Origin of the sequence: Agromyces mediolanus, assembly GCF_044917495.1 — a bacterium.
GTDB classification, from domain to species: Bacteria; Actinomycetota; Actinomycetes; order Actinomycetales; family Microbacteriaceae; genus Agromyces; species Agromyces mediolanus_B.
On sequence record NZ_JAVSSI010000014.1, the window covers coordinates 53,551 to 71,235 of the forward strand.

The 17,685-nt window shown below is 72.5% G+C and carries 13 protein-coding genes; 3 read left to right on the top strand and 10 right to left on the bottom strand.

Translation table 11 applies throughout. The features are described from left to right. Nucleotides 1–212: 212 nt before the first annotated feature. From ROT00_RS16255 to ROT00_RS16285, 7 genes are all read right to left on the bottom strand, one after another. Nucleotides 213–1,985 (bottom strand): amylo-alpha-1,6-glucosidase, encoded by a 1,773-nt coding sequence (locus tag ROT00_RS16255; protein ID WP_404776078.1) that lies wholly within the window; start codon nucleotides 1,983–1,985, stop codon nucleotides 213–215. Further along, nucleotides 1,982–2,923, bottom strand: coding sequence for a carbohydrate ABC transporter permease (locus tag ROT00_RS16260; RefSeq protein ID WP_404776079.1), 942 nt, complete (start codon nucleotides 2,921–2,923; stop codon nucleotides 1,982–1,984). The genes ROT00_RS16255 and ROT00_RS16260 overlap by 4 nt, the downstream gene beginning before the upstream one ends. Then, nucleotides 2,920–3,888, bottom strand: coding sequence for a carbohydrate ABC transporter permease (locus ROT00_RS16265; RefSeq protein WP_404776080.1), 969 nt, complete (start codon nucleotides 3,886–3,888; stop codon nucleotides 2,920–2,922). Before ROT00_RS16265 ends, ROT00_RS16260 begins: the two co-directional genes overlap by 4 nt. A 1-nt stretch (nucleotide 3,889) precedes the next feature. Next, nucleotides 3,890–5,155, bottom strand: a complete 1,266-nt coding sequence (locus ROT00_RS16270) for an ABC transporter substrate-binding protein (RefSeq protein WP_404776081.1) — start codon at nucleotides 5,153–5,155, stop codon at nucleotides 3,890–3,892. A gap of 412 nt (nucleotides 5,156–5,567) precedes the next feature. After that, nucleotides 5,568–6,623: an aspartate-semialdehyde dehydrogenase gene (locus tag ROT00_RS16275; RefSeq protein WP_404776082.1), complete on the bottom strand. Its 1,056-nt coding sequence runs from the start codon at nucleotides 6,621–6,623 to the stop codon at nucleotides 5,568–5,570. A 166-nt stretch (nucleotides 6,624–6,789) separates the two neighbouring features. Then, the gene (locus ROT00_RS16280) at nucleotides 6,790–8,064 is read right to left on the bottom strand and encodes an aspartate kinase (RefSeq protein ID WP_404776083.1); all 1,275 of its coding nucleotides are present in this window, start codon (nucleotides 8,062–8,064) and stop codon (nucleotides 6,790–6,792) included. Nucleotides 8,065–8,241: 177 nt separating this feature from the next. Continuing rightward, nucleotides 8,242–8,631: a YybH family protein gene (locus tag ROT00_RS16285; protein ID WP_404776084.1), complete on the bottom strand. Its 390-nt coding sequence runs from the start codon at nucleotides 8,629–8,631 to the stop codon at nucleotides 8,242–8,244. A 217-nt stretch (nucleotides 8,632–8,848) separates the two neighbouring features. On the opposite strand from ROT00_RS16285, the gene ROT00_RS16290 reads away from it, so the two are divergent. Together ROT00_RS16290 and ROT00_RS16295 are read left to right on the top strand one after the other, a co-directional pair. Continuing rightward, nucleotides 8,849–9,358 carry a hypothetical protein gene (locus ROT00_RS16290; RefSeq protein ID WP_404776085.1) on the top strand — a complete coding sequence of 170 codons (510 nt, stop codon included), beginning with the start codon at nucleotides 8,849–8,851 and terminating at the stop codon, nucleotides 9,356–9,358. A 13-nt stretch (nucleotides 9,359–9,371) separates the two neighbouring features. After that, nucleotides 9,372–9,527 carry a hypothetical protein gene (locus ROT00_RS16295; protein ID WP_404776086.1) on the top strand — a complete coding sequence of 52 codons (156 nt, stop codon included), beginning with the start codon at nucleotides 9,372–9,374 and terminating at the stop codon, nucleotides 9,525–9,527. Here the strand turns inward: ROT00_RS16295 and recR are convergent. Both recR and ROT00_RS16305 read right to left on the bottom strand, forming a co-directional pair. Further along, nucleotides 9,524–10,120 carry a recombination mediator RecR gene (recR, locus tag ROT00_RS16300; protein ID WP_404776087.1) on the bottom strand — a complete coding sequence of 199 codons (597 nt, stop codon included), beginning with the start codon at nucleotides 10,118–10,120 and terminating at the stop codon, nucleotides 9,524–9,526. The genes ROT00_RS16295 and recR overlap by 4 nt on opposite strands. A 3-nt stretch (nucleotides 10,121–10,123) precedes the next feature. Next, on the bottom strand, nucleotides 10,124–12,670 hold the full coding sequence (locus ROT00_RS16305; RefSeq protein ID WP_404776088.1) for a DNA polymerase III subunit gamma and tau: 2,547 nt from the start codon (nucleotides 12,668–12,670) through the stop codon (nucleotides 10,124–10,126). Nucleotides 12,671–12,781: 111 nt separating this feature from the next. Between ROT00_RS16305 and ROT00_RS16310 the strand changes: the two genes are divergently transcribed. Continuing rightward, nucleotides 12,782–13,153, top strand: coding sequence for a TraR/DksA family transcriptional regulator (locus ROT00_RS16310; protein ID WP_404776089.1), 372 nt, complete (start codon nucleotides 12,782–12,784; stop codon nucleotides 13,151–13,153). A 70-nt stretch (nucleotides 13,154–13,223) separates the two neighbouring features. Here the strand turns inward: ROT00_RS16310 and ROT00_RS16315 are convergent, their stop codons facing one another. Then, on the bottom strand, nucleotides 13,224–17,639 hold the full coding sequence (locus ROT00_RS16315; protein WP_404776090.1) for a beta strand repeat-containing protein: 4,416 nt from the start codon (nucleotides 17,637–17,639) through the stop codon (nucleotides 13,224–13,226). Nucleotides 17,640–17,685 lie beyond the last annotated feature (46 nt).

The window sequence follows — 17,685 nt, forward strand, 5'->3', positions numbered from 1 at the left end:
TCCGCCCCGTCCGCCCCGTCCGCGCCGTCCGCGCCGTCCGCGCCATCCGCGCCATCCGCCCCGTCCGCTCGCCCGTTCTGCCCGTCCGCTTTCCCCGCGGGAGGAGATTCGCACGCGGGGAGGTGTCGCGTGACGCATCTTTCCTCTCCCGCCGTGAATCTCCTCCCGCGGGGAAAGCGGAGGGCGGGCCGGGATGCCTCCGCTCCCGCCCCCTAGCTCGCGGGCGCCGAGAGCTCGACCGCGAGGTCGAGGAAGAGCGCGGCCGACCAGCCGAACGCCGTCGTCGCCGTGCGGGCCTTCCGGCCGGTCTCCGGGTTGAAGTACTCGTGCGGCCCGCCGCCGTGCACGACGAGGGCCGCCGTGCGCTCGGCGAGCTCGCGGGCGAGCTCCGGACGCCCCGAGCGCTGCAGCCCCTCGACGATGAGGCGGTTCGTGTTCACCCAGACGGGCCCGCGCCACATCCGCTCGGGCGAGAAGTCCGGATCGGCGGCCGACACCGTCGGCACCGCCCACGGCGTCGCATAGCGCGCCGGGTCGGCGAGCGCCGCCTCGAGCGCGGCGAGCACGGGGGCGGGCAGCTCGCCCGTGAGCAACGGCATGAACCCGACGATCGCGTCGCTCGCGACCCGCTCCCCCGCGGCGCGCGCCGTGAACCGGCCGGACTCCGGGTCCCAGAGCTCGAGCAGCCGGCCCATCGTGGCCGCGGCGCGGTCGCGGTGCGCACGTGGGTCGCCCGCGGCATCCGCGCCGTAGCGCTCGGCGAGCCGGGCGAGCTCGAGGTCCTGCAGCACGAGGTACGCGCCGAGGTCGGGCGCCGTCGTCGGCAGCGGCCCGTCGAAGATCGGGCTGTCGTCGAGCCCCGAGGAGTAGGGGTGCCCGTACTCGGGCAACCCGTCGCCGTCGAGGTCGCTGCCCGCGAACCACCAGTCCTGCGAGCGGCGGATGACCGCGAGCTGCTCGCGCGCCCACTCCGGCCGGTCCTCGGCCTCGAGCACCTTCGCGAGGGCCCAGGCCGCGAGCGGCGGCTTCGTGAGCGGCACGGGCGCGTCCGGGTCGGCGATGTCGGAGCCCGCGCGCCGCAGCCGGTCGCGGTCGGCCTGCGGCAGGTCGTCGCTCGTGGCGAGCACGCCCTCCTCGTGCACGACGTCGGGCAGCTGCCCGTCGGCGCTCGGGAAGCGGAAGGCGATCTCGAGCTGCTCTCGTGCGAGCGCCGGGTCGCCGTGCCGGAGGCCGAGCGCGATGAAGTACGCATCCCACTGCCAGACGCCGACATAGCCGATCTTCGACGGCACGACCCCGCGCACCGCGCCGAGGCCGGGCAGCTCGACGACGTTCGCGCCGAGCACCCACCAGCAGAACGCCGCCATGGGCTGCAGTTCCGGACGCACGACGGGGCACTTCGCGAACCAGTCGAGCCAGCTCGCCTCGCTCGCGGCGCACTCCGCGGCATGAGCGGCGGATGCCTCGGCCCGCACTCCGCGCCCGGGCTCGATCACGAGCCGAACGGCAGCCGTGGGGCCCGCCAGCTCGCCGCGCTCGCGGACGCCGTCGGGCCGCAGCCACTCGACGAGCAGCGGGCCGGCGTCGGGCTCGCCGCCCGCATCCGCGGGCCTGCCGATCGTCAACGCCGCGGTGCCGGCGAAGGCGAGCGTCGCCGCTCCCCCGCCGAACTCGATCGCCTGCGGCAGCACCCGGGTGACCGGGAGCGGTGCGCCGGAGGCGTCGCGCACCACGAGCTCGTCGAGCACCCGGCACTCGTCGAGCCCGCGCTCGTACTCCGAGGTGTGCACCCGCAGCGCGGTCGCCGGCGCGGGGGCGCCGCCCTCGCCGAGGGCGTCCGCCGCGGACTCGCGGTCGACGCGGAACACGAGCACCCGCGAGCGGGGCAGCGTGAACGGGGCCCGCGCGAGGTCGAGGTGCGCGCCCGCGAGGTCGGCGAGCTGCGCGGCATCGATGCGTGAAGCGGCATCCGGCCGTCCGCTCATCGTCCCCCCAGTCCCGACGCGGCCATGCTGTTCAGGATGCGGCGCTGCCCGATGACGAACACGATCAGCATCGGGATCGTCGAGATCGCACTCGCCGCCATCACGAGGCCGTAGTTGATGGAGCCGAACTGCCCCTGGAACGCCGAGAGCAGCAGCGGCACCGTGAAGAGGTCGGGCGTGTTCAGCAGCACGAGCGGGAACAGGAACGCGTTCCACACGTCGAGCGCGACGATGATGCTGAGCGCCGCGAGCCCGGGCTTCAGGTTCGGCAGGATGATGCTCCAGAAGATCCGCCAGCGCCCCGCGCCGTCGACGATCGCGGCCTCCTCGAGCTCCTTCGGCAGCGACAGCACGAACTGCCGCATGAGGAACACCGCGAAGGGGTTCGCGAGGAGTCCCGGCACGATGAGCGCGAGGTGCGAGTCGACCCACCCCAGCTGCGTCATGAGCAGGTAGAACGGGATCAGCGTCACCTGCTTCGGGATCATCTGCGTCGCGAGGAAGAGGATGAAGAGCACCTTCGCGCCGCGGAACCGGATCCGGGCGAAGGCGTAGCCCGCCATCGACGCCGTGAGCAGCGTGCCCGCGACGACGAGCACCGCGATGTAGAGGCTGTTCAGGTACGCCTGGCCGAACGGCACCGCATTCCAGGCATCCGCGTAGTTGTCGAGCGTCCACGGCTGGGGCAGCACCGACAGCGGGTCCTTCAGCAGCTGCGGCAGCGTCTTGAACGAGGTCAGCAGCATCCAGAGGAACGGGAACACCATCGCGAGGCCGCCGACGACGAGCAGCGCGTGCAGCAGGGTTTGGCCGAGCCGCCGCTTGCCTGCGCCGGTGCGCGGCGCGCGCGGGCGGTAGCCGGGGGCGCTGATCGCGATGGTCGAGTCGGTCGGCGGCAGCTGGGTGCCGTCGACGAGGCTGGGGTTCGTGAGACTCATGCGGCGTCGTCCTCGTAGTGCACGAACTTCTTCTGGGCCCCGAACTGGATCGCCGTGATGACGAGGGTCAGGATGAGCAGGATCACGCTCGCCGCGCTCGACGGGCCGATCTGGAACTTGCCGAAGCCGAGATCGTAGATGTGGTAGACGATCGTGCGGGTCGCATTGTCTGGTCCGGCGTTCGAGACCAGCACGTAGACGGTGTCGAACGTCTGCAGCGAGGAGATGAACGCGACGACCGAGGAGAAGAACACGATCGGCGAGAGGAGCGGCAGCCGGATGCTGCGGAACAGCCGCCAGGCGCCGGCGCCGTCGATGCGGGCCGCCTCGATCACCGAGGGCGAGATGTTCTGCAGGCCGGCGAGGAAGATCACGACGTTCAGGCCGAGCGACGACCAGATCGTGACGATGCAGACGGCGAGGAGCGCGAGCTTCGGGTCGCCCAGCCAGTCCGGCGGGTCGATGCCGAAGACGTTCGCGATCGTCGTGGAGAGCACGCCGTCCGAGCGGAACATCTGCTGCCAGATCATCGCGACCGCGACCGTCGAGGTGACGACCGGGGCGAAGAACAGCACCAGGTAGAGCGTGCGGGTCTTCAGGCGCTCGAGCGCGACCGCGATGACGACCGCGAGGCCGAGGCCGATCGGCACCGTGACGACCGCGATGATCAGCGTGTTCACGATCGAGCGCCAGAGCAGCTCGTCCTGGAACTGCGCCGTGAAGTTCTCGAAGCCGACCCAGCTGAGGTCGCTGAGGCCGTCCCAGCTGGCGAAGGCCAGCACGAGGCTCGCGGCGAAGGGCAGCACGACGAAGACGGTCATGCCGATGAGCTGCGGGCCGATGAAGAGATAGCCCCAGCGGCGGTCGCGTCGGCGCCAGGCCGACTCCTTCCGCGGTGTCGCGGGCGGGGCGGATGCCGGGCGCCCTGCCTGCGGCATCCGCTCGCCGGTGGCGAGATCGCTCACGCTACTTCCCCGACTTCTCCACGAGCGCCGCGGCCGCGTCGAGCGTCTGCTGCGCGTCCGCCTTGCCCTGGTAGAGCTTCAGGAACTCCTCGCTGATGCCCGTCGAGAGGCCGGGCACGCGCGCCTCGGCGGCGTAGTTGGTGAAGCCGATGTCGCGCATGTCGAGGAACGTCTGCGCGTGGGCCGGGTAGCCGTCCTCGAGCACGACGTCGTCGGCGCCCTTGATCGAGGGCACGGCGTTGCCGCCGCCCTCGAGGCGGAAGGTCTGCCCCTCGGCCGAGAGGAACTCGGTCCAGAAGGTGAACGCGGCATCCTTCGCCTGGGTCTTCCCGTTGATCGCGAGGAAGGAGACGGCGACGCCGGTCGGCGCGGCCTGGCCGTCGGGCGTCGGCCAGCGGACGATGTCGTACGCGTCGGGCTCGCCCGCGGTCTGCACGGTGCCGATCGTGTAACGGCCCTGCACGAAGAAGCCGGCCTTGTGCGTCACGAAGATGCTGTCGGCCCCGGCGCCGTCGGGCAGGGTGTCGGCGACGACGAAGGTGCCGTCCTGGAACTGCGCGCCCAGCTCGCCGATCGCCGCGACGCTCGCCGGGTCGGTGTTCGCGGTGAACGCGCCCGACTCGTCGTACGGCGCCGGCAGGCCCTGCGAGGAGAGCCAGCTCCAGTGCGTCGCCCAGTAGTTCCAGAACATCGAGCCGGTGAGGCCCGCGTCCTTGAGCTTGGCGTTCATCTCCAGGTACTTCTCGGTCGTCCACTCGCCCTGCTCGGCGAGCGCGGCCGGGTCCTCGGTGATGCCGGCCGCGGCGAGGGCCGTCTTGTCGTACCAGAGCACGTCGGGGTTCGAGTCGTTCGGGGCGCCGTAGTACTCGCCGTCCTTCTCGGCCGCGCCGAAGAGGCCGGGGAAGAAGTCGTCGGGCTTCGTCTGGCTGTCCTTCGACTCCATCAGCTCCTTCAGCGGCATGAGGCGCCCGGAGTCGACGAACTGCCCCATCTTGTCGTCGCCGACGTAGAAGACGTCGGGGGCCGTGTTGCTCGCGAGCTGGGCGAGGAGCTTCGAGTGGTACTCCTCGTAGCTCGCGACCGGCTGGAGCTTCACCGTGATGTCGGGGTGGCGCTTCATGAACTCCTTGTTGAAGTCCTGGTACCGGGTGAGTTCCTCGGCGGTTCCCCAGGTCGACCACACGACGGTGTTCGCGTCTTTCGCACCTCCCCCACCGCTGCACGCTGCCAGGCCGATGGCGAGGGCGCTCGCTGCGCCGATCGCCAACAGCCGCCTCATCTTCGAGTTCGCGCGGGCCATTCCGCTACCTCTTTCGTCATTGCAGGAGGAGCCGGCGACGGGCGCCGGTCGGGGGAACTGCTACCTCAGTATTCTGTATACAAAACTCAGCCACGTCAAGATCCCCGCTCCCTCCTTCCCTCTCCCACAACTCAGGAACATCCGGCAGATATGGGCGTCGAGGGAATCGGGGATCGGCGGGATGAAGCGGATGCCGATCGAGGTGTTCCTGAGTTGTCGTCGACGCGGCAGGGTTCGCGGGGTCGGGGTCGGGGTCGGGGTCGGCAGGTCCGGCGGGCGGATGCCGCGGGCAGGCGGACGCGGCGGGCGGACGCCGCGGGCGGGCGGACGCACGAACGCCCCGGGGCCGGCAGGCCTCGGGGCGTTCGGACAGCGCGGCTCAGACCGCGGCGGGCAGCTTGGCGGCGACCAGCTCGGCGATCTGCACGGCGTTCAGCGCCGCACCCTTGCGCAGGTTGTCGTTCGAGACGAAGAGCACGAGCCCCTTGCCCTCGGGTGCCGACTGGTCGGCGCGGATCCGGCCGACGTAGCTGGGATCGCTGCCGGCCGCCTGCAGCGGGGTCGGCACGTCGCTCAGCTCGACGCCGGGCGCAGCGGCGAGCAGCTCGGTCGCGCGCTCCGGGGTGAGCTCGTTCGCGAACTCGGCGTGGATCGACAGCGAGTGCCCCGTGAACACGGGGACGCGCACGCAGGTGCCCGCGACGCGGAGGCCGGGGAGCTCGAGGATCTTGCGGCTCTCGTTGCGCAGCTTCTTCTCCTCGTCGGTCTCGTTGTCGCCGTCGTCGACGATCGAGCCGGCGAGCGGGATCACGTCGAACGCGATCGGCCGCGGGAACTTCGCGGGCTCGGGGAACGACACTGCGTCGCCCGAGTGCACGAGCGCGATGGCGTCCTGCGCGACGGCCGCGCGGGCCTGCTCGAGCAGTTCCTCGCCGCCCGCGAGCCCGGCGCCCGAGACCGCCTGGTAGGTCGAGATCATGAGGCGTTCGAGCCCGGCCTCCTCGTGCAGCACCTTCAGCACGGGCATCGCGGCCATCGTGGTGCAGTTCGGGTTCGCGATGATGCCCTTCCGCGCCTCATCGATGGCGTGCGGGTTCACCTCGCTCACGACGAGCGGCACATCGGGGTCCATCCGCCAGCCGCTCGAGTTGTCGATCACGGTGACGCCGGCCGCGGCGAACCGCGGCGCCTGGGCCTTCGAGAGCGTCGCCCCGGCGGAGAAGATCGCGAGGTCGAGCCCCGTCGGGTCGGCCGTGGAGGCGTCCTCGACGACGACCTCCTCGCCCTTGAACGGCAGGGTCGTGCCCGCCGAGCGGGCGGAGGCGAAGAAGCGGATGCTCGCGACCGGGAAGTCCCGCTCCTCGAGCAGCCGGCGCACGACCGCGCCGACCTGACCGGTGGCGCCGACGACGCCGATGTTCACACCGTTGCTCATGTTGTCCCTCGTATTCGTAGCTCTTCAAGTGTGCCCGACGCCGGGCGGCTCCCGGCCGGAAATCCGCGATCACCGGCGGGATTGGCAGGAAGGTCACGCATTCCGGCCGGATGCTTCGGCTGGATGCCCCGGCGCGACGCCGCGGCATCCGGGCCGTTCGCCGGGATCAGCGACCGGTGCCCGCGTGCACGACGGCGTCCTCGGCGGCGTCGAGGCCGAACGCCGTGTGCACGGCGACGGCGGCCTGGTTGACGCTGTCGGCGCGGGTGACCACCGAGATGCGGATCTCCGAGGTGGAGATCATCTCGATGTTGATGCCCGCCTCGTAGAGGGCCTCGAAGAGCTTCGCCGAGACGCCGGAGGCGTTGCGCATCGCGTTGCCGACGATCGAGAGCTTGCCGATCTGGTCGTCGTACTGCAGCGAGCCGAAGCCGATCGCCTCCTGCGCGCCGGCGAGCGCGGTCAGCGCCTTCTCGCCGTCGGCCTTCGGGAGCGTGAAGGAGATGTCGGTCTTGCCCGTGGCGGCCGCCGAGACGTTCTGCACGATGACGTCGACGTTCGCGTTCGTGGCGGCGACGATCTTGAAGATCTTCGCGGCGACCCCCGGCTTGTCGGGCACGCCGACGACGGTGATCTTCGCCTCGGAGAGGTCGACGGCGACGCCGGCGATGACGGATTCTTCCACTTCGGCTCCTTCGGGGGCGCGCGAGGGGTCGTAGACGATGGTCCCCTCGGTGTTGTTGAACGACGAGCGCACGTGCAGGGTCACCCCGTGCCGGCGGGCGTACTCGACGGCGCGGATGTGCAGCACCTTCGCGCCGGACGCGGCGAGCTCGAGCATCTCCTCGCTCGTGACCCGGCCGAGCTTGTGCGCGCGCTTCACGACGCGCGGGTCGGCGGTGAAGACGCCGTCGACGTCGGTGTAGATCTCGCAGACGTCGGCCTCGAGCGCGGCCGCGAGGGCGACCGCGGTGGTGTCGCTGCCGCCGCGGCCGAGCGTCGTGATGTCGCGCGACTCGCGGCTGAAGCCCTGGAAACCGGCGACGATGACGATCGCGCCGTCGTCGAGCGCCTCGCGCAGGCGCACGGGGGTGACGTCGACGATGCGGGCGGCGCCGTGCGTGGCATCCGTGATCATGCCGGCCTGGCTGCCGGTGAAGCTGCGCGCGTCGTGCCCCATGCTCTTGATCGCCATCGCGAGGAGCGCCATGGAGATGCGCTCGCCCGCGGAGAGGAGCATGTCGAGCTCGCGCGGCGCCTGGATCGGCGTGACCTCGTTGGCGAGGTCGAGCAGTTCGTCGGTGCTGTCGCCCATGGCCGAGACCGCGACGACGACGTCGTTGCCCGCCTTGCGCGTCTCGACGATGCGCTTCGCGACCCGCTTGATGCTCTCGGCGTCGGCGACGGATGACCCGCCGAACTTCTGCACGATCAAGCTCACGTGGCCTCCCGGGGTTCTGGGCGCGCGCGGGCCGACGGGCCCGTCGTCGGAAGTCTTCATCATACGGCTGGCGGCATTCCGGATTCGCCATGTGACGCGGGCCCGGGTCCGGCGCGGGGCGGGGCGGCGTGCGTGCCGTCGCCGGACGGCTGCGTGCCGTCGCGCCGTCGCGCCGGATCAGTCGGCGTGCGGGCGCGCCAGGTACCACTCCGTGAACTCCGCGGCGCGGCCGTCGTCGGCGAAGCGGATGACCCAGAGGTTCAGGTAGTCCCGCTCGGCGGGATACTCGGTGCGTCCCTGCACGAACGCGATCCCGGGGCTCTCGTGCAGCACCCACCAGTCGAACGACCACTCCCCCGGCGCATCGGCGTCCTCGAGCCATCCCGCGACGATCGCCTCGCGCCCCCGCCTCGGCTCGGCGTCCGGCGCCGTCAGGTAGACGGCCTCATCGGTGAACAGTGCACCGATGTCCGCCGCGTCGTTGCCGCGCCAGGCGCGCAGGTAGCCCGCCATCCAGTCGGCGAGCCTCGCGCTCGGCGCCCGCTCGTCGCCCGCCCGCTCGTTCATCCCGATCCCTCCCGCCGCGGCGCTCCGGCGGCTGGTGCTTTGACCGCCGTGCTCGCGTCCTCCGGCCTTCCTACGCCCGCTGCCCCCGCGCGTCAACCGTCGGCCGCCCCTGTCGCGCCGGCCGCCCCTGTCGCGCGGGCCGGCCCTGTCGCGCGGGCCGCCACTGTCGCGCGGGCCGGCCCTGTCGCGCGGGCCGGCGCGGCGCTAGCATCGCCCCATGCCGGAGCTGCTGCGTGAGTGGGCGGAGTTCAACGTCGCGATGGTCGGTGCGACGGCGGCCCTCGCGGGCTTGCTCATCGTCGCCATGTCGGTGAACATCGCGAGGATCACCGGGGAGTCCTCGCTCACCGCGCGCATCGCGGGGAGTCTCGCGACGCTCGTGCTCGCGATCGTCGCGACCGGGCTCGCGATCGCCCCGGAGCAGCCCGCCCGTCTCTTCGGGCTCGAGGTGCTGCTCGCCGCGCTCGCGGCGACGGCCTTCCAGGTGCACGCCGTGCGGAGCGTCTTCGCCGACCGCGCGCAGAGCCCGACGGTGGCGGTGCGGTTCGGCAAGTCGATCGCCGGCGTGCTGCCGCTCCTCGCGTATCTCTCCGGGGCGCTCGCCCTCGTCGTCGCGGGCGACGACGGCGCCGCCGCCGGGCTGTGGCTGCTCGCGGTCGGCACCCTGCTCGCGATCGCCGCGGCGATCGTGCACGCCTGGGTCGTGCTCGTCGAAGTGCTGCGCTGAACCCGCGGTCGCTGTGGTCGCCGTCGCAGCGGTGGTCGCCGTTGCCGCGGACGTCGCCCCGGCCGGCACGACCGGAGTGCCGCCCGTGCCCGGTCGGCTCCCGCTCAAGCCGCCGATCGCTTCGACCGAGTACGGCGAGCCGCCGGCCGCTTCGACCGAGTACGGCTAGCCGACGACGCGCCGCCCCTCGAAGGCGCGACCGAGCGTGACCTCGTCGGCGTACTCGAGGTCGCCGCCCACCGGCAGCCCGGAGGCGAGCCGCGTGACCTTGATCTCGAGGGTCGTGAGCAGGCGGCTGAGGTACGTCGCCGTCGCCTCGCCCTCGAGGTTCGGATCGGTCGCGATGATCACCTCGCGCACCGTGCCGTCGGCGAGCCGCTGCATGAGCTGGCGGATGCGCAGCTCGTCGGGGCCGACGCCGTCGATGGGGCTGATCGCACCGCCGAGCACGTGGTAGAGCCCCCGGAACTCGCGGGTGCGCTCGATGGCGACGACGTCCTTCGCCTCCTCGACCACGCAGATGAGGGCCGGGTCGCGCCGCGGGTCGCGGCAGATCGAGCAGGTCGCCTGCTCGGACACGTTGCCGCAGATGTCGCAGAAGCGCACCTTGTCGCGCACCTCGAGCAGCACCTCGGCGAGCCGGGTGACGTCGAAGTGCTCGGTCTGCACGATGTGGAACGCGATGCGCTGCGCCGACTTCGGCCCGATGCCGGGCAGGCGCCCGAGCTCGTCGATCAGTTCTTGGACGATGCCTTCGTACACGGGCTAGCCACGCTCCCCGAACCCGCCGCCGCGGCCGGGGGGCGGCGGTGCCTCGACCTCTTCGAGGAAGGTCGCCCCGAGCACCTCGCGGACGACAGCCTCGCCGTAGCGCTGGAACCCACCGGACGAGCCGCCGGGACGGCGATCGCCGCCGCGCGACTGCACGGGGGCCTGACGCGCCTCGGCCGGGCGCGCGTTCGGCGCCTGCGCGGCCGAGCTCTGCGCACTCGGTGCCTGCGCGGTCTGCGCCTGGCTGTTCGGCGACGGCGACGGCGCCGGCGCCGACGTCGGCGCGGCCTGCCGTTGGGGCGCTGCTTCCCGCACCGGGGCGGCGTCGAGTTCGGGCTCGGGGCCCGGGTCGAACGGCGGCTCGAAGTCCTCGGGCGGCGCGTCGGCGTCGTCGGGCACCGGTGCGTCGTCGCTCCGCGCGGGTCGGGGGTTCTGGGTGCCGGTCGGCTTCTCGCCCGGCGCGGGCGTCGCGCTCGACGGCGGGGTCGGCATCGACGGCGTAGTGATCGCGCCGACGGGCAGCGGTTCGGCGGCCTCGGGCGACTCGCGCGGGATCGCGACCGTCGCCCAGGAGTCGACCGGCCCGGCCTGCTCGACCCGAGCGGCCTGCGCCGCGGGCTTCGGCGCGGCGACGGTCGTCGCGGTGGCGGCGAGCGACGACGACGCGCTCTGCGCCTTCGCCCCGCCGGCGGAGTCGGTCGCGGGGACGGAGTCGGATGCCGAAGCGGAGTCGCTCGCCGAGGCGCCGCGCCCGGCCGGCGCCGGGGATGCAGTGCCGCTCGGCGCATCGCCTGCGGGCATCGGCTCGCCCGCGAACGCCGCCTCCGGCTTCGCGATGTACTTGACCCGCACGCCGAGCACGTGCTCGATCGCCTCGCGGAGCAGCTCCGCGACGCTCTGCCCAGGGGCGCCGCCGCGGAAGCCCTCGACGTCCTGCACGCTCGGGAATGACAGCACGAGCACGTCGCCGTCGCGGTAGTCGCGGACCTTCGCCGTGAACGCCACCATCCACGCGGTGCGCTTGCGGCGCTGCAGCACCGAGAGCACCTCGGGCCACGCATCGCGGAACTGCGGCAGGGAGATCGGTGCGCTCGGCTTCGACGCCGGCGGTTTCTCGGCCCGCACCGGCTCGGGTGCGGCCGGAGCCGTCTCCGCCGCGGGCGAGGTCGACTCAACCGGAGGCGTCGCCTCCACCGGGGGCGTCGCACCGGCCGGGGGCGTCTTCTCCTTGGAGGCCGGCGTCTCCGCAGGCGCATCGGGGACGATCGGAGTCGACTCGGCCGATGGCCCCGCCGGCGCGCCGGACGGCACCGGCGGCGTCGCGGCAGCGCGCTGGGGCGGCGTCTGCTGCGGGGGCGTCTGCTGAACGGGTGCGGCCGACTGGACGGCGCTCTGCTGAGGGGCCGCCGGCCCGGGCGCGGCCGCACCGCCGACGGCGGCCGGCGGCACGAGGACCCGGGCGAGCATGAGTTCGAGGTGGAGCCGCGGCGAGGTCGCGCCGGTCATCTCGGTAAGCGTCTGGTTCACGAGGTCGGCGACGCGCGAGAGCTCAGCCGAGCCGAACGCGCGGGCCTGCACGGCCATCCGTGCGAGCTCGTCCTCCGGCACCCCGCGGAGCACCGCGGCGGCCGCCTCGGGCGACGACGCGGCGACGACGATGAGGTCGCGGAGCCGCTCGAGCAGGTCTTCGACGAAGCGCCGCGGGTCTTGACCGGTCTGCACGACCCGGTCGGCGGCCGCGAAGGCGCCGGCCGAGTCGCGTGCGCCGATCGCGTCGATGACCTCGTCGAGCAGGGCGCCGTGCGTGTAGCCGAGGAGCGCGACCGCGCGCTCGTAGTCGATCGTCGACCCCTCGGAACCGGCGATCAGCTGGTCGAGCAGGGAGAGCGTGTCGCGCGGCGAACCGCCGCCGGCGCGCACCACGAGGGCGAGCACGCCGGGCTCGACCTGGATGCCCTCCTCGGCGCAGAGCTGCTGCACGTACTCGAGCATGGGGGCCGGCGGCACCAGACGGAACGGGTAGTGGTGCGTGCGGGACCGGATGGTGCCGAGCACCTTCTCGGGCTCGGTCGTCGCGAAGACGAACTTCACGTGCTCCGGCGGCTCCTCGACGATCTTCAGGAGGGCGTTGAAGCCCCCCGAGGTCACCATGTGCGCCTCGTCGATGATGAAGATCTTGAAGCGGTCGCGCGCCGGGGCGAAGATGGCCCGTTCGCGCAGGTCGCGGGCGTCGTCGACGCCGCCGTGGCTCGCCGCGTCGATCTCGACGACGTCGAGCGAGCCGCCGCCGCCGCGCGCGAGCTCGACGCAGCTCGGGCAGACGCCGCAGGGCGAGTCGGTCGGGCCCTCGGCGCAGTTGAGGCAGCGGGCGAGGATGCGCGCCGACGTCGTCTTGCCGCAGCCGCGCGGGCCGCTGAAGAGATAGGCGTGGTTCACCCGATCGGTGCGCAGCGCCGTCATCAACGGCTCGGTGACCTGTGATTGGCCGATCATCTCGGCGAAGGTCTCGGGCCGGTATCGGCGGTAGAGGGCGGTGACCACCTCCCAATCGTAGCCACCGCCGCCGACATGCCTCCCCCATTCCGGCATCCGGCGGGCGTAGCATGCCAGCACGCCGGAAGCCATCGCCGGACCCGGCGGAGAGGGGCGACGATGACCAGGCACTTCAGCGACTCCCGGATGGCGAAGTTCGAGGAGGCGCTCCGCGCCGAGCGGGAGGAGGCGGAGGCCCGGCTCAGCGAGCACCGCGAGGGCATGGCCGAAGTGCGCACCGCGCGATCGGATGCCTCCGCCGACGACGAGCACGACCCCGAGGGCCCGACCATGACCCAGGAGTGGTCGCAGCGCACCGCCGTGCTCGCGGACGCCGAGCTCGAGCTCGCCGAGGTGGATCGGGCGCTCGCCCGCCTCGCCGACGGCGGGTACGGCATCTGCGCGAACTGCGGGAAGCCGATCTCGGTCGCCCGGCTCGAGGCCCGTCCCACGGCGACCCTCTGCATCGACTGCGCCCGCCTCGCCGGCTGATCAGCACCGGGCATCCGCGCGCACGAGAGCGGGGGCCGGCGCCGCGGCACCGACCCCCGCTCCCCTCCCGCTAGGCGCGGCGCCGCTTGCCTCGGAGCGCCACCAGGAGCGCACCGAATCCGACGATCAGCGCCACCAGACCGCCGAGCGCCGCGGGGGCGGCGTCGAATCCGGTGGAGGCCATCGCGCCCGATCGGTACGTGTAGGCCTTCGCGAGCGTCGCCGTGCCGCAGTCGGCGCTGCCGACGACGGTGACGTCCACGACGCCGGTGCCGGCCGGGGCGACCGCGACGATCGTGCGATCGTCGACGATCCGGAACGACGTGGCGTTCTTCGAGCCGAACTTCACGGCGGTGGCGCCGGTGAAGCACTGCCCGCTGATCGTCACCTCGGTGCCGCCCGTCGAAGGCCCGCTCGGCGGGTCGACGGTGTCGATCCCGGCCGGCGTGTAGGTGTACGTCAGCGGCTCGCTCGTCCCGCCTGCCGCGGTGACGGTCACGTCGACCGGACCGACCGCGTGCGGCGGGGTCACGAAGTCGACCCGCCCGTCGCTCACCTGGGTGAACGGCACCGGCTCGCCGTCGAGCAGCAGCTCGGTCGTGCCGCCGAGGCCCGTTCCCGTCACCTGCACCGCCGTGCCGCCGCTCGCGGGGCCGTGGTCGGGCGTGAGCGCCGCGGCGTTCACGGGCGGCAGGTACGTGTACCCGTCCGGCAGGGTGCCGGTGCCGCAGTCGCCGATGCCCACGACGCTGACGTCCACGACGCCGGTGCCGGCCGGCACGACCGCCGTGATCTCGGTGTCGCTCACCACGGTGAAGCTCGTGGCGGAGACGTCGCCGAAGAGGACGTCGGTCGCCCCGGTGAAGCAGGAGCCGGTGATCGTCACCTCCGTGCCGCCCGCCTCGGGCCCGCTCGGCGGATCGACCTCGTCGACCGTCGTCACCGGGTTGTAGGTGAACGGCAGCGTCTCGGAGCCGAGCGGGTTCGTCACCACGACCTCCACCGTGCCGGGAGCGTGCGGCGGAGTGACGATCGTCACCGTGCCGTCGTCCTCGATCGTGAACGGCACCGGGACGCCGTCGATCGTGACGCCGGTCGTGGAGTCGAGCCCCGCTCCGGAGATCACCACCGTGGTCCCGCCGGTCTCCGGCCCGTGGTCGGGGTTCAGCGCGGCGAGCCCGAGCGGCGGGACGAACGTGTACGTCATCGGCTCGCTCTCGCCGCCCGGCGTCGTGATCGTCACGTCCACCGGCCCGGCCGCGTGCGCCGCCGTGGTGAACGTCACCTGGGTGCCGCTCACCTGGGTGAAGGCGACGGATGCCCCGTCGACCGACACCTCGGTCGCGCCCGCGAGGTCCGTGCCCGTGATCGTCACGAGCGTGCCGCCGGTCGTCGGCCCGTGGTTCGGTGCGAGCGAGGTGATCACCGGCGCCGGCACGAAGGTGAATGGCATCCCATCGCTCTCGCCGCCGGGCGTCGTGATCGTGACGTCGACCTCACCGGCCGCGTGCGGTGCGGTGGTGAAGGTCACCTCGGTGCCGCTCACCTGGGTGAACGGGACGGATGCCCCGTCGACGGTGACCTCGGTCGCGCCCGCGAGATCGGTGCCCGTGATCGTCACGAGCGTGCCGCCCGCCGTCGGACCCTCGTCCGGGGCGAGCGAGGTGATCGCCGGCGCCGGCACGAAGGTGAACGTCATCGGCGCGCTCTCGCCGCCCGCGGTCGTGATCGTCACGTCCACCGGGCCCGCGGCGTGCGCGGCCGTCGTGAACGTCACCTCGGTCCCGCTCACCTGGGTGAAGGGCCGGGATGCCCCGTCGACCGAGACCTCCGTCGCGCCCGCCAGATCGGTTCCGGTGATGGTGACGAGCGTGCCGCCCGCGGTCGGTCCCGCATCGGGATCGAGCGCGGTGATCACCGGCGCGGGCACGAAGGTGAATGGCATCCCGTTGCTCGGTCCGCCCGCGGTCGTGACGACCACGTTCACCGTGCCGGCGGCGTGCGCGGCCGTCGTGAACGTGATCTCGGTGCCGCTCACCTGGGTGAAGGCGAGCGACGTCCCGTCGACCGTGACGGCGGTGGCGCCCGCGAGATCGGTGCCCGTGATCGTCACGAGCGTGCCGCCCGCGGTCGGCCCCTCATCGGGGTCGAGCGCGGTGATCACCGGGGCCGGGACGTACGTGTACGGCATCGCGTTGCTCGCACCGCCCGGCGTCGTGACGATCACGTCCACCTCGCCCGCGGCGTGCGACGGCGTCAGGAACGTGATCTGCGTGCCGCTCACCTGGGTGAAGGGCACCGAGACGCCGTCCACGGTGAGCTCCGTCGCACCGGCGAGGTTGGTGCCGTCGACCGTGACGAGCGTGAGCCCGGAGGTCGGGCCCTCGTCGGGCGTGAGCGAGGCGATGACCGGCACGTCGTAGTACGTGAACGGCAGCGGGTTGCTGACGCCCATGGGCGTGGTGACGATCACGTCGACCGGGCCGGCGGTGTGCGGCGGGGTCACGATCGTGATCTCGCCGGAGTTCACGCCGGTGAACGGCACGGACACGCCGTCGACGGTCACCTCGGTCGCGTCGCCGAGGTCGCTGCCGCGGATGGTCACCGGAGTGCCGCCCGCGGTCGGCCCGGCGTCCGGGTCGAGCTCGGTGAGCAGCGGCGCCGGCAGGTAGGTGAATTCGAGCGGTCCGCTCGTCCCGCCCGCGGTCGTCACGGTGACGTCGACCGGTCCCACCGCGTGCGGCGGCGTCGTGAAGGTGAGCTGCGTCGCGCTCACCTGCGTGAAGGGCACCGAGACGCCGTCGATCGTGACGGCGGTCGCGTTCGCGAGGTCGGTGCCGTCGATCGTCACGACCGTGCCGCCCGATGCCGGACCCTCGTCCGGGGTCAGGGTCGCGATCGCTGGGGCCGGGACGTAGGTGAACGTCATCGGCGCGCTCGTACCGCCCGGCGTCGTGATCGTCACGTCCACCGCTCCGGCCGCGTGCGGCGCGGTCGTGAACGTCACCTGGGTGCCGCTCACCTGGGTGAAGGCGACGGATGCCCCGTCCACCGTCACGGCGCTGGCGCCGCCGAGGTCGGTGCCCGTGATCGTCACGAGCGTGCCGCCCGCGGTCGGCCCCTGGTTCGGTGCGAGCGAGGTGATCGTCGGAGCCGGCACGTAGGTGAACGTCATCGGGGCGCTCTCGCCGCCCGGCGTCGTGATCGTCACGTCCACCGGTCCGGCCGCGTGGGGCGCGGTGGTGAACGTCACCTCGGTGCCGCTCACCTGGGTGAACGGGACGGATGCCCCGTCGACGGCGACCTCGGTCGCGCCATCCAGGTCGGTCCCCGTGATCGTCACGAGCGTGCCGCCCGCGGTCGGCCCCGAGTCCGGGTCGAGCGCGGTGATCTCCGGCGCCGGGATGAACGTGAACGGCAGCGCATTGCTCGTGCCGCCCGGTGTCGTGATCGTCACGTTCACCGGGCCGGGCGCGTGCGCCGCGGTCGTGAACGTCACTTGGGTGCCGCTCACCTGGGTGAAAGGCACGGACGCACCGTCCACGGTGACCTGGCTGGCATCGGCGAGGTCGGTGCCCGTGATCGTCACGAGCGTGCCGCCGCCCTCTGGGCCCTGGTTCGGCGAGAGGGTCGTGATCACCGGCGGCAGCGCCGCGGCGAGCACGGTCGAGGAGGCGAGGTCGAGCTTGGCCAGATCCGAGTCCGCGACGTTGGGCAGCAGGGTGACGCTGAGGGCGCGGACGGTGAAGGAGCCCGGGCCGAGGTCGCCGCCGGCTTCGTTCAGCGGTGCTTCGGTGGGTTGCTCGTTGATGCGGATGACGACGATGTTCGCCAGCAGCCCGTCGAGAGCGGGCTCGAGGAGCGTGAGCACCGCGTCGACGACCCCGTTCAGCGCCGTGGTGATCTCGCCGCTCGTGCTGGTGAGCAGCGTCTGGATCGGGGCGACCACCCCGGCGAGGATGGTCGGCACGATCGTGTTCGTCACGGTGGTGAGCACCGAGGCGAGCAGTGTGTTGATGTCCACGCCCGTGCAGATCCCGCCGACCTCGACGCCGAGGCAGGTCGGCACGCCCGGCAGCAGTTGGAGCTGCGAGAGGTCCGTGGTGGCGGTGCCGTTGAGGAATTGGGTGAGGGTGCCGTTGATGATGATGGGTGCGTTGACGAGTTGGAGGCCGCCGAGGGCGGGGAGTGCGACGACGCTGAGGCCCACGTTGAGGCTGATCTGGGTGGATTCCAGGAGGGTGTCGAGGCCGCCGGTGAGGTGGCCGACGAGTTTGCCGAGGGCTTGGTTCACGCCGTCGGTGATCATGCTGATCACTTCGGGGGTGAGCACTGAGGTGTTCGCGGGCAGCCCGTTCAGGTTGGGTCCGCCGGGGTTGACGAGTTCGGCGAGGTCGACGGAGACGGTGCCGTCGGTGAGGTTCACGCTGATGGCGCCGTCGTCGGAGTAGAGGATCGCGTTGGGTCCGCCGAGGAGGTCGTCCACGAGTTGGCTGAGGTTCGGCGGGGTGACTGCGATCGTCGCGTCGCCC

Coding starts and splice junctions, on each gene's coding strand:
- ROT00_RS16255 (WP_404776078.1), bottom strand. CDS start 1,985: ATGAGCGGACGGCCGGATGCCGCTTCACGCATCGATGCCGCGCAGCTC.
- ROT00_RS16260 (WP_404776079.1), bottom strand. CDS start 2,923: ATGAGTCTCACGAACCCCAGCCTCGTCGACGGCACCCAGCTGCCGCCG.
- ROT00_RS16275 (WP_404776082.1), bottom strand. CDS start 6,623: ATGAGCAACGGTGTGAACATCGGCGTCGTCGGCGCCACCGGTCAGGTC.
- ROT00_RS16285 (WP_404776084.1), bottom strand. CDS start 8,631: ATGAACGAGCGGGCGGGCGACGAGCGGGCGCCGAGCGCGAGGCTCGCC.
- ROT00_RS16290 (WP_404776085.1), top strand. CDS start 8,849: ATGCCGGAGCTGCTGCGTGAGTGGGCGGAGTTCAACGTCGCGATGGTC.
- ROT00_RS16310 (WP_404776089.1), top strand. CDS start 12,782: ATGACCAGGCACTTCAGCGACTCCCGGATGGCGAAGTTCGAGGAGGCG.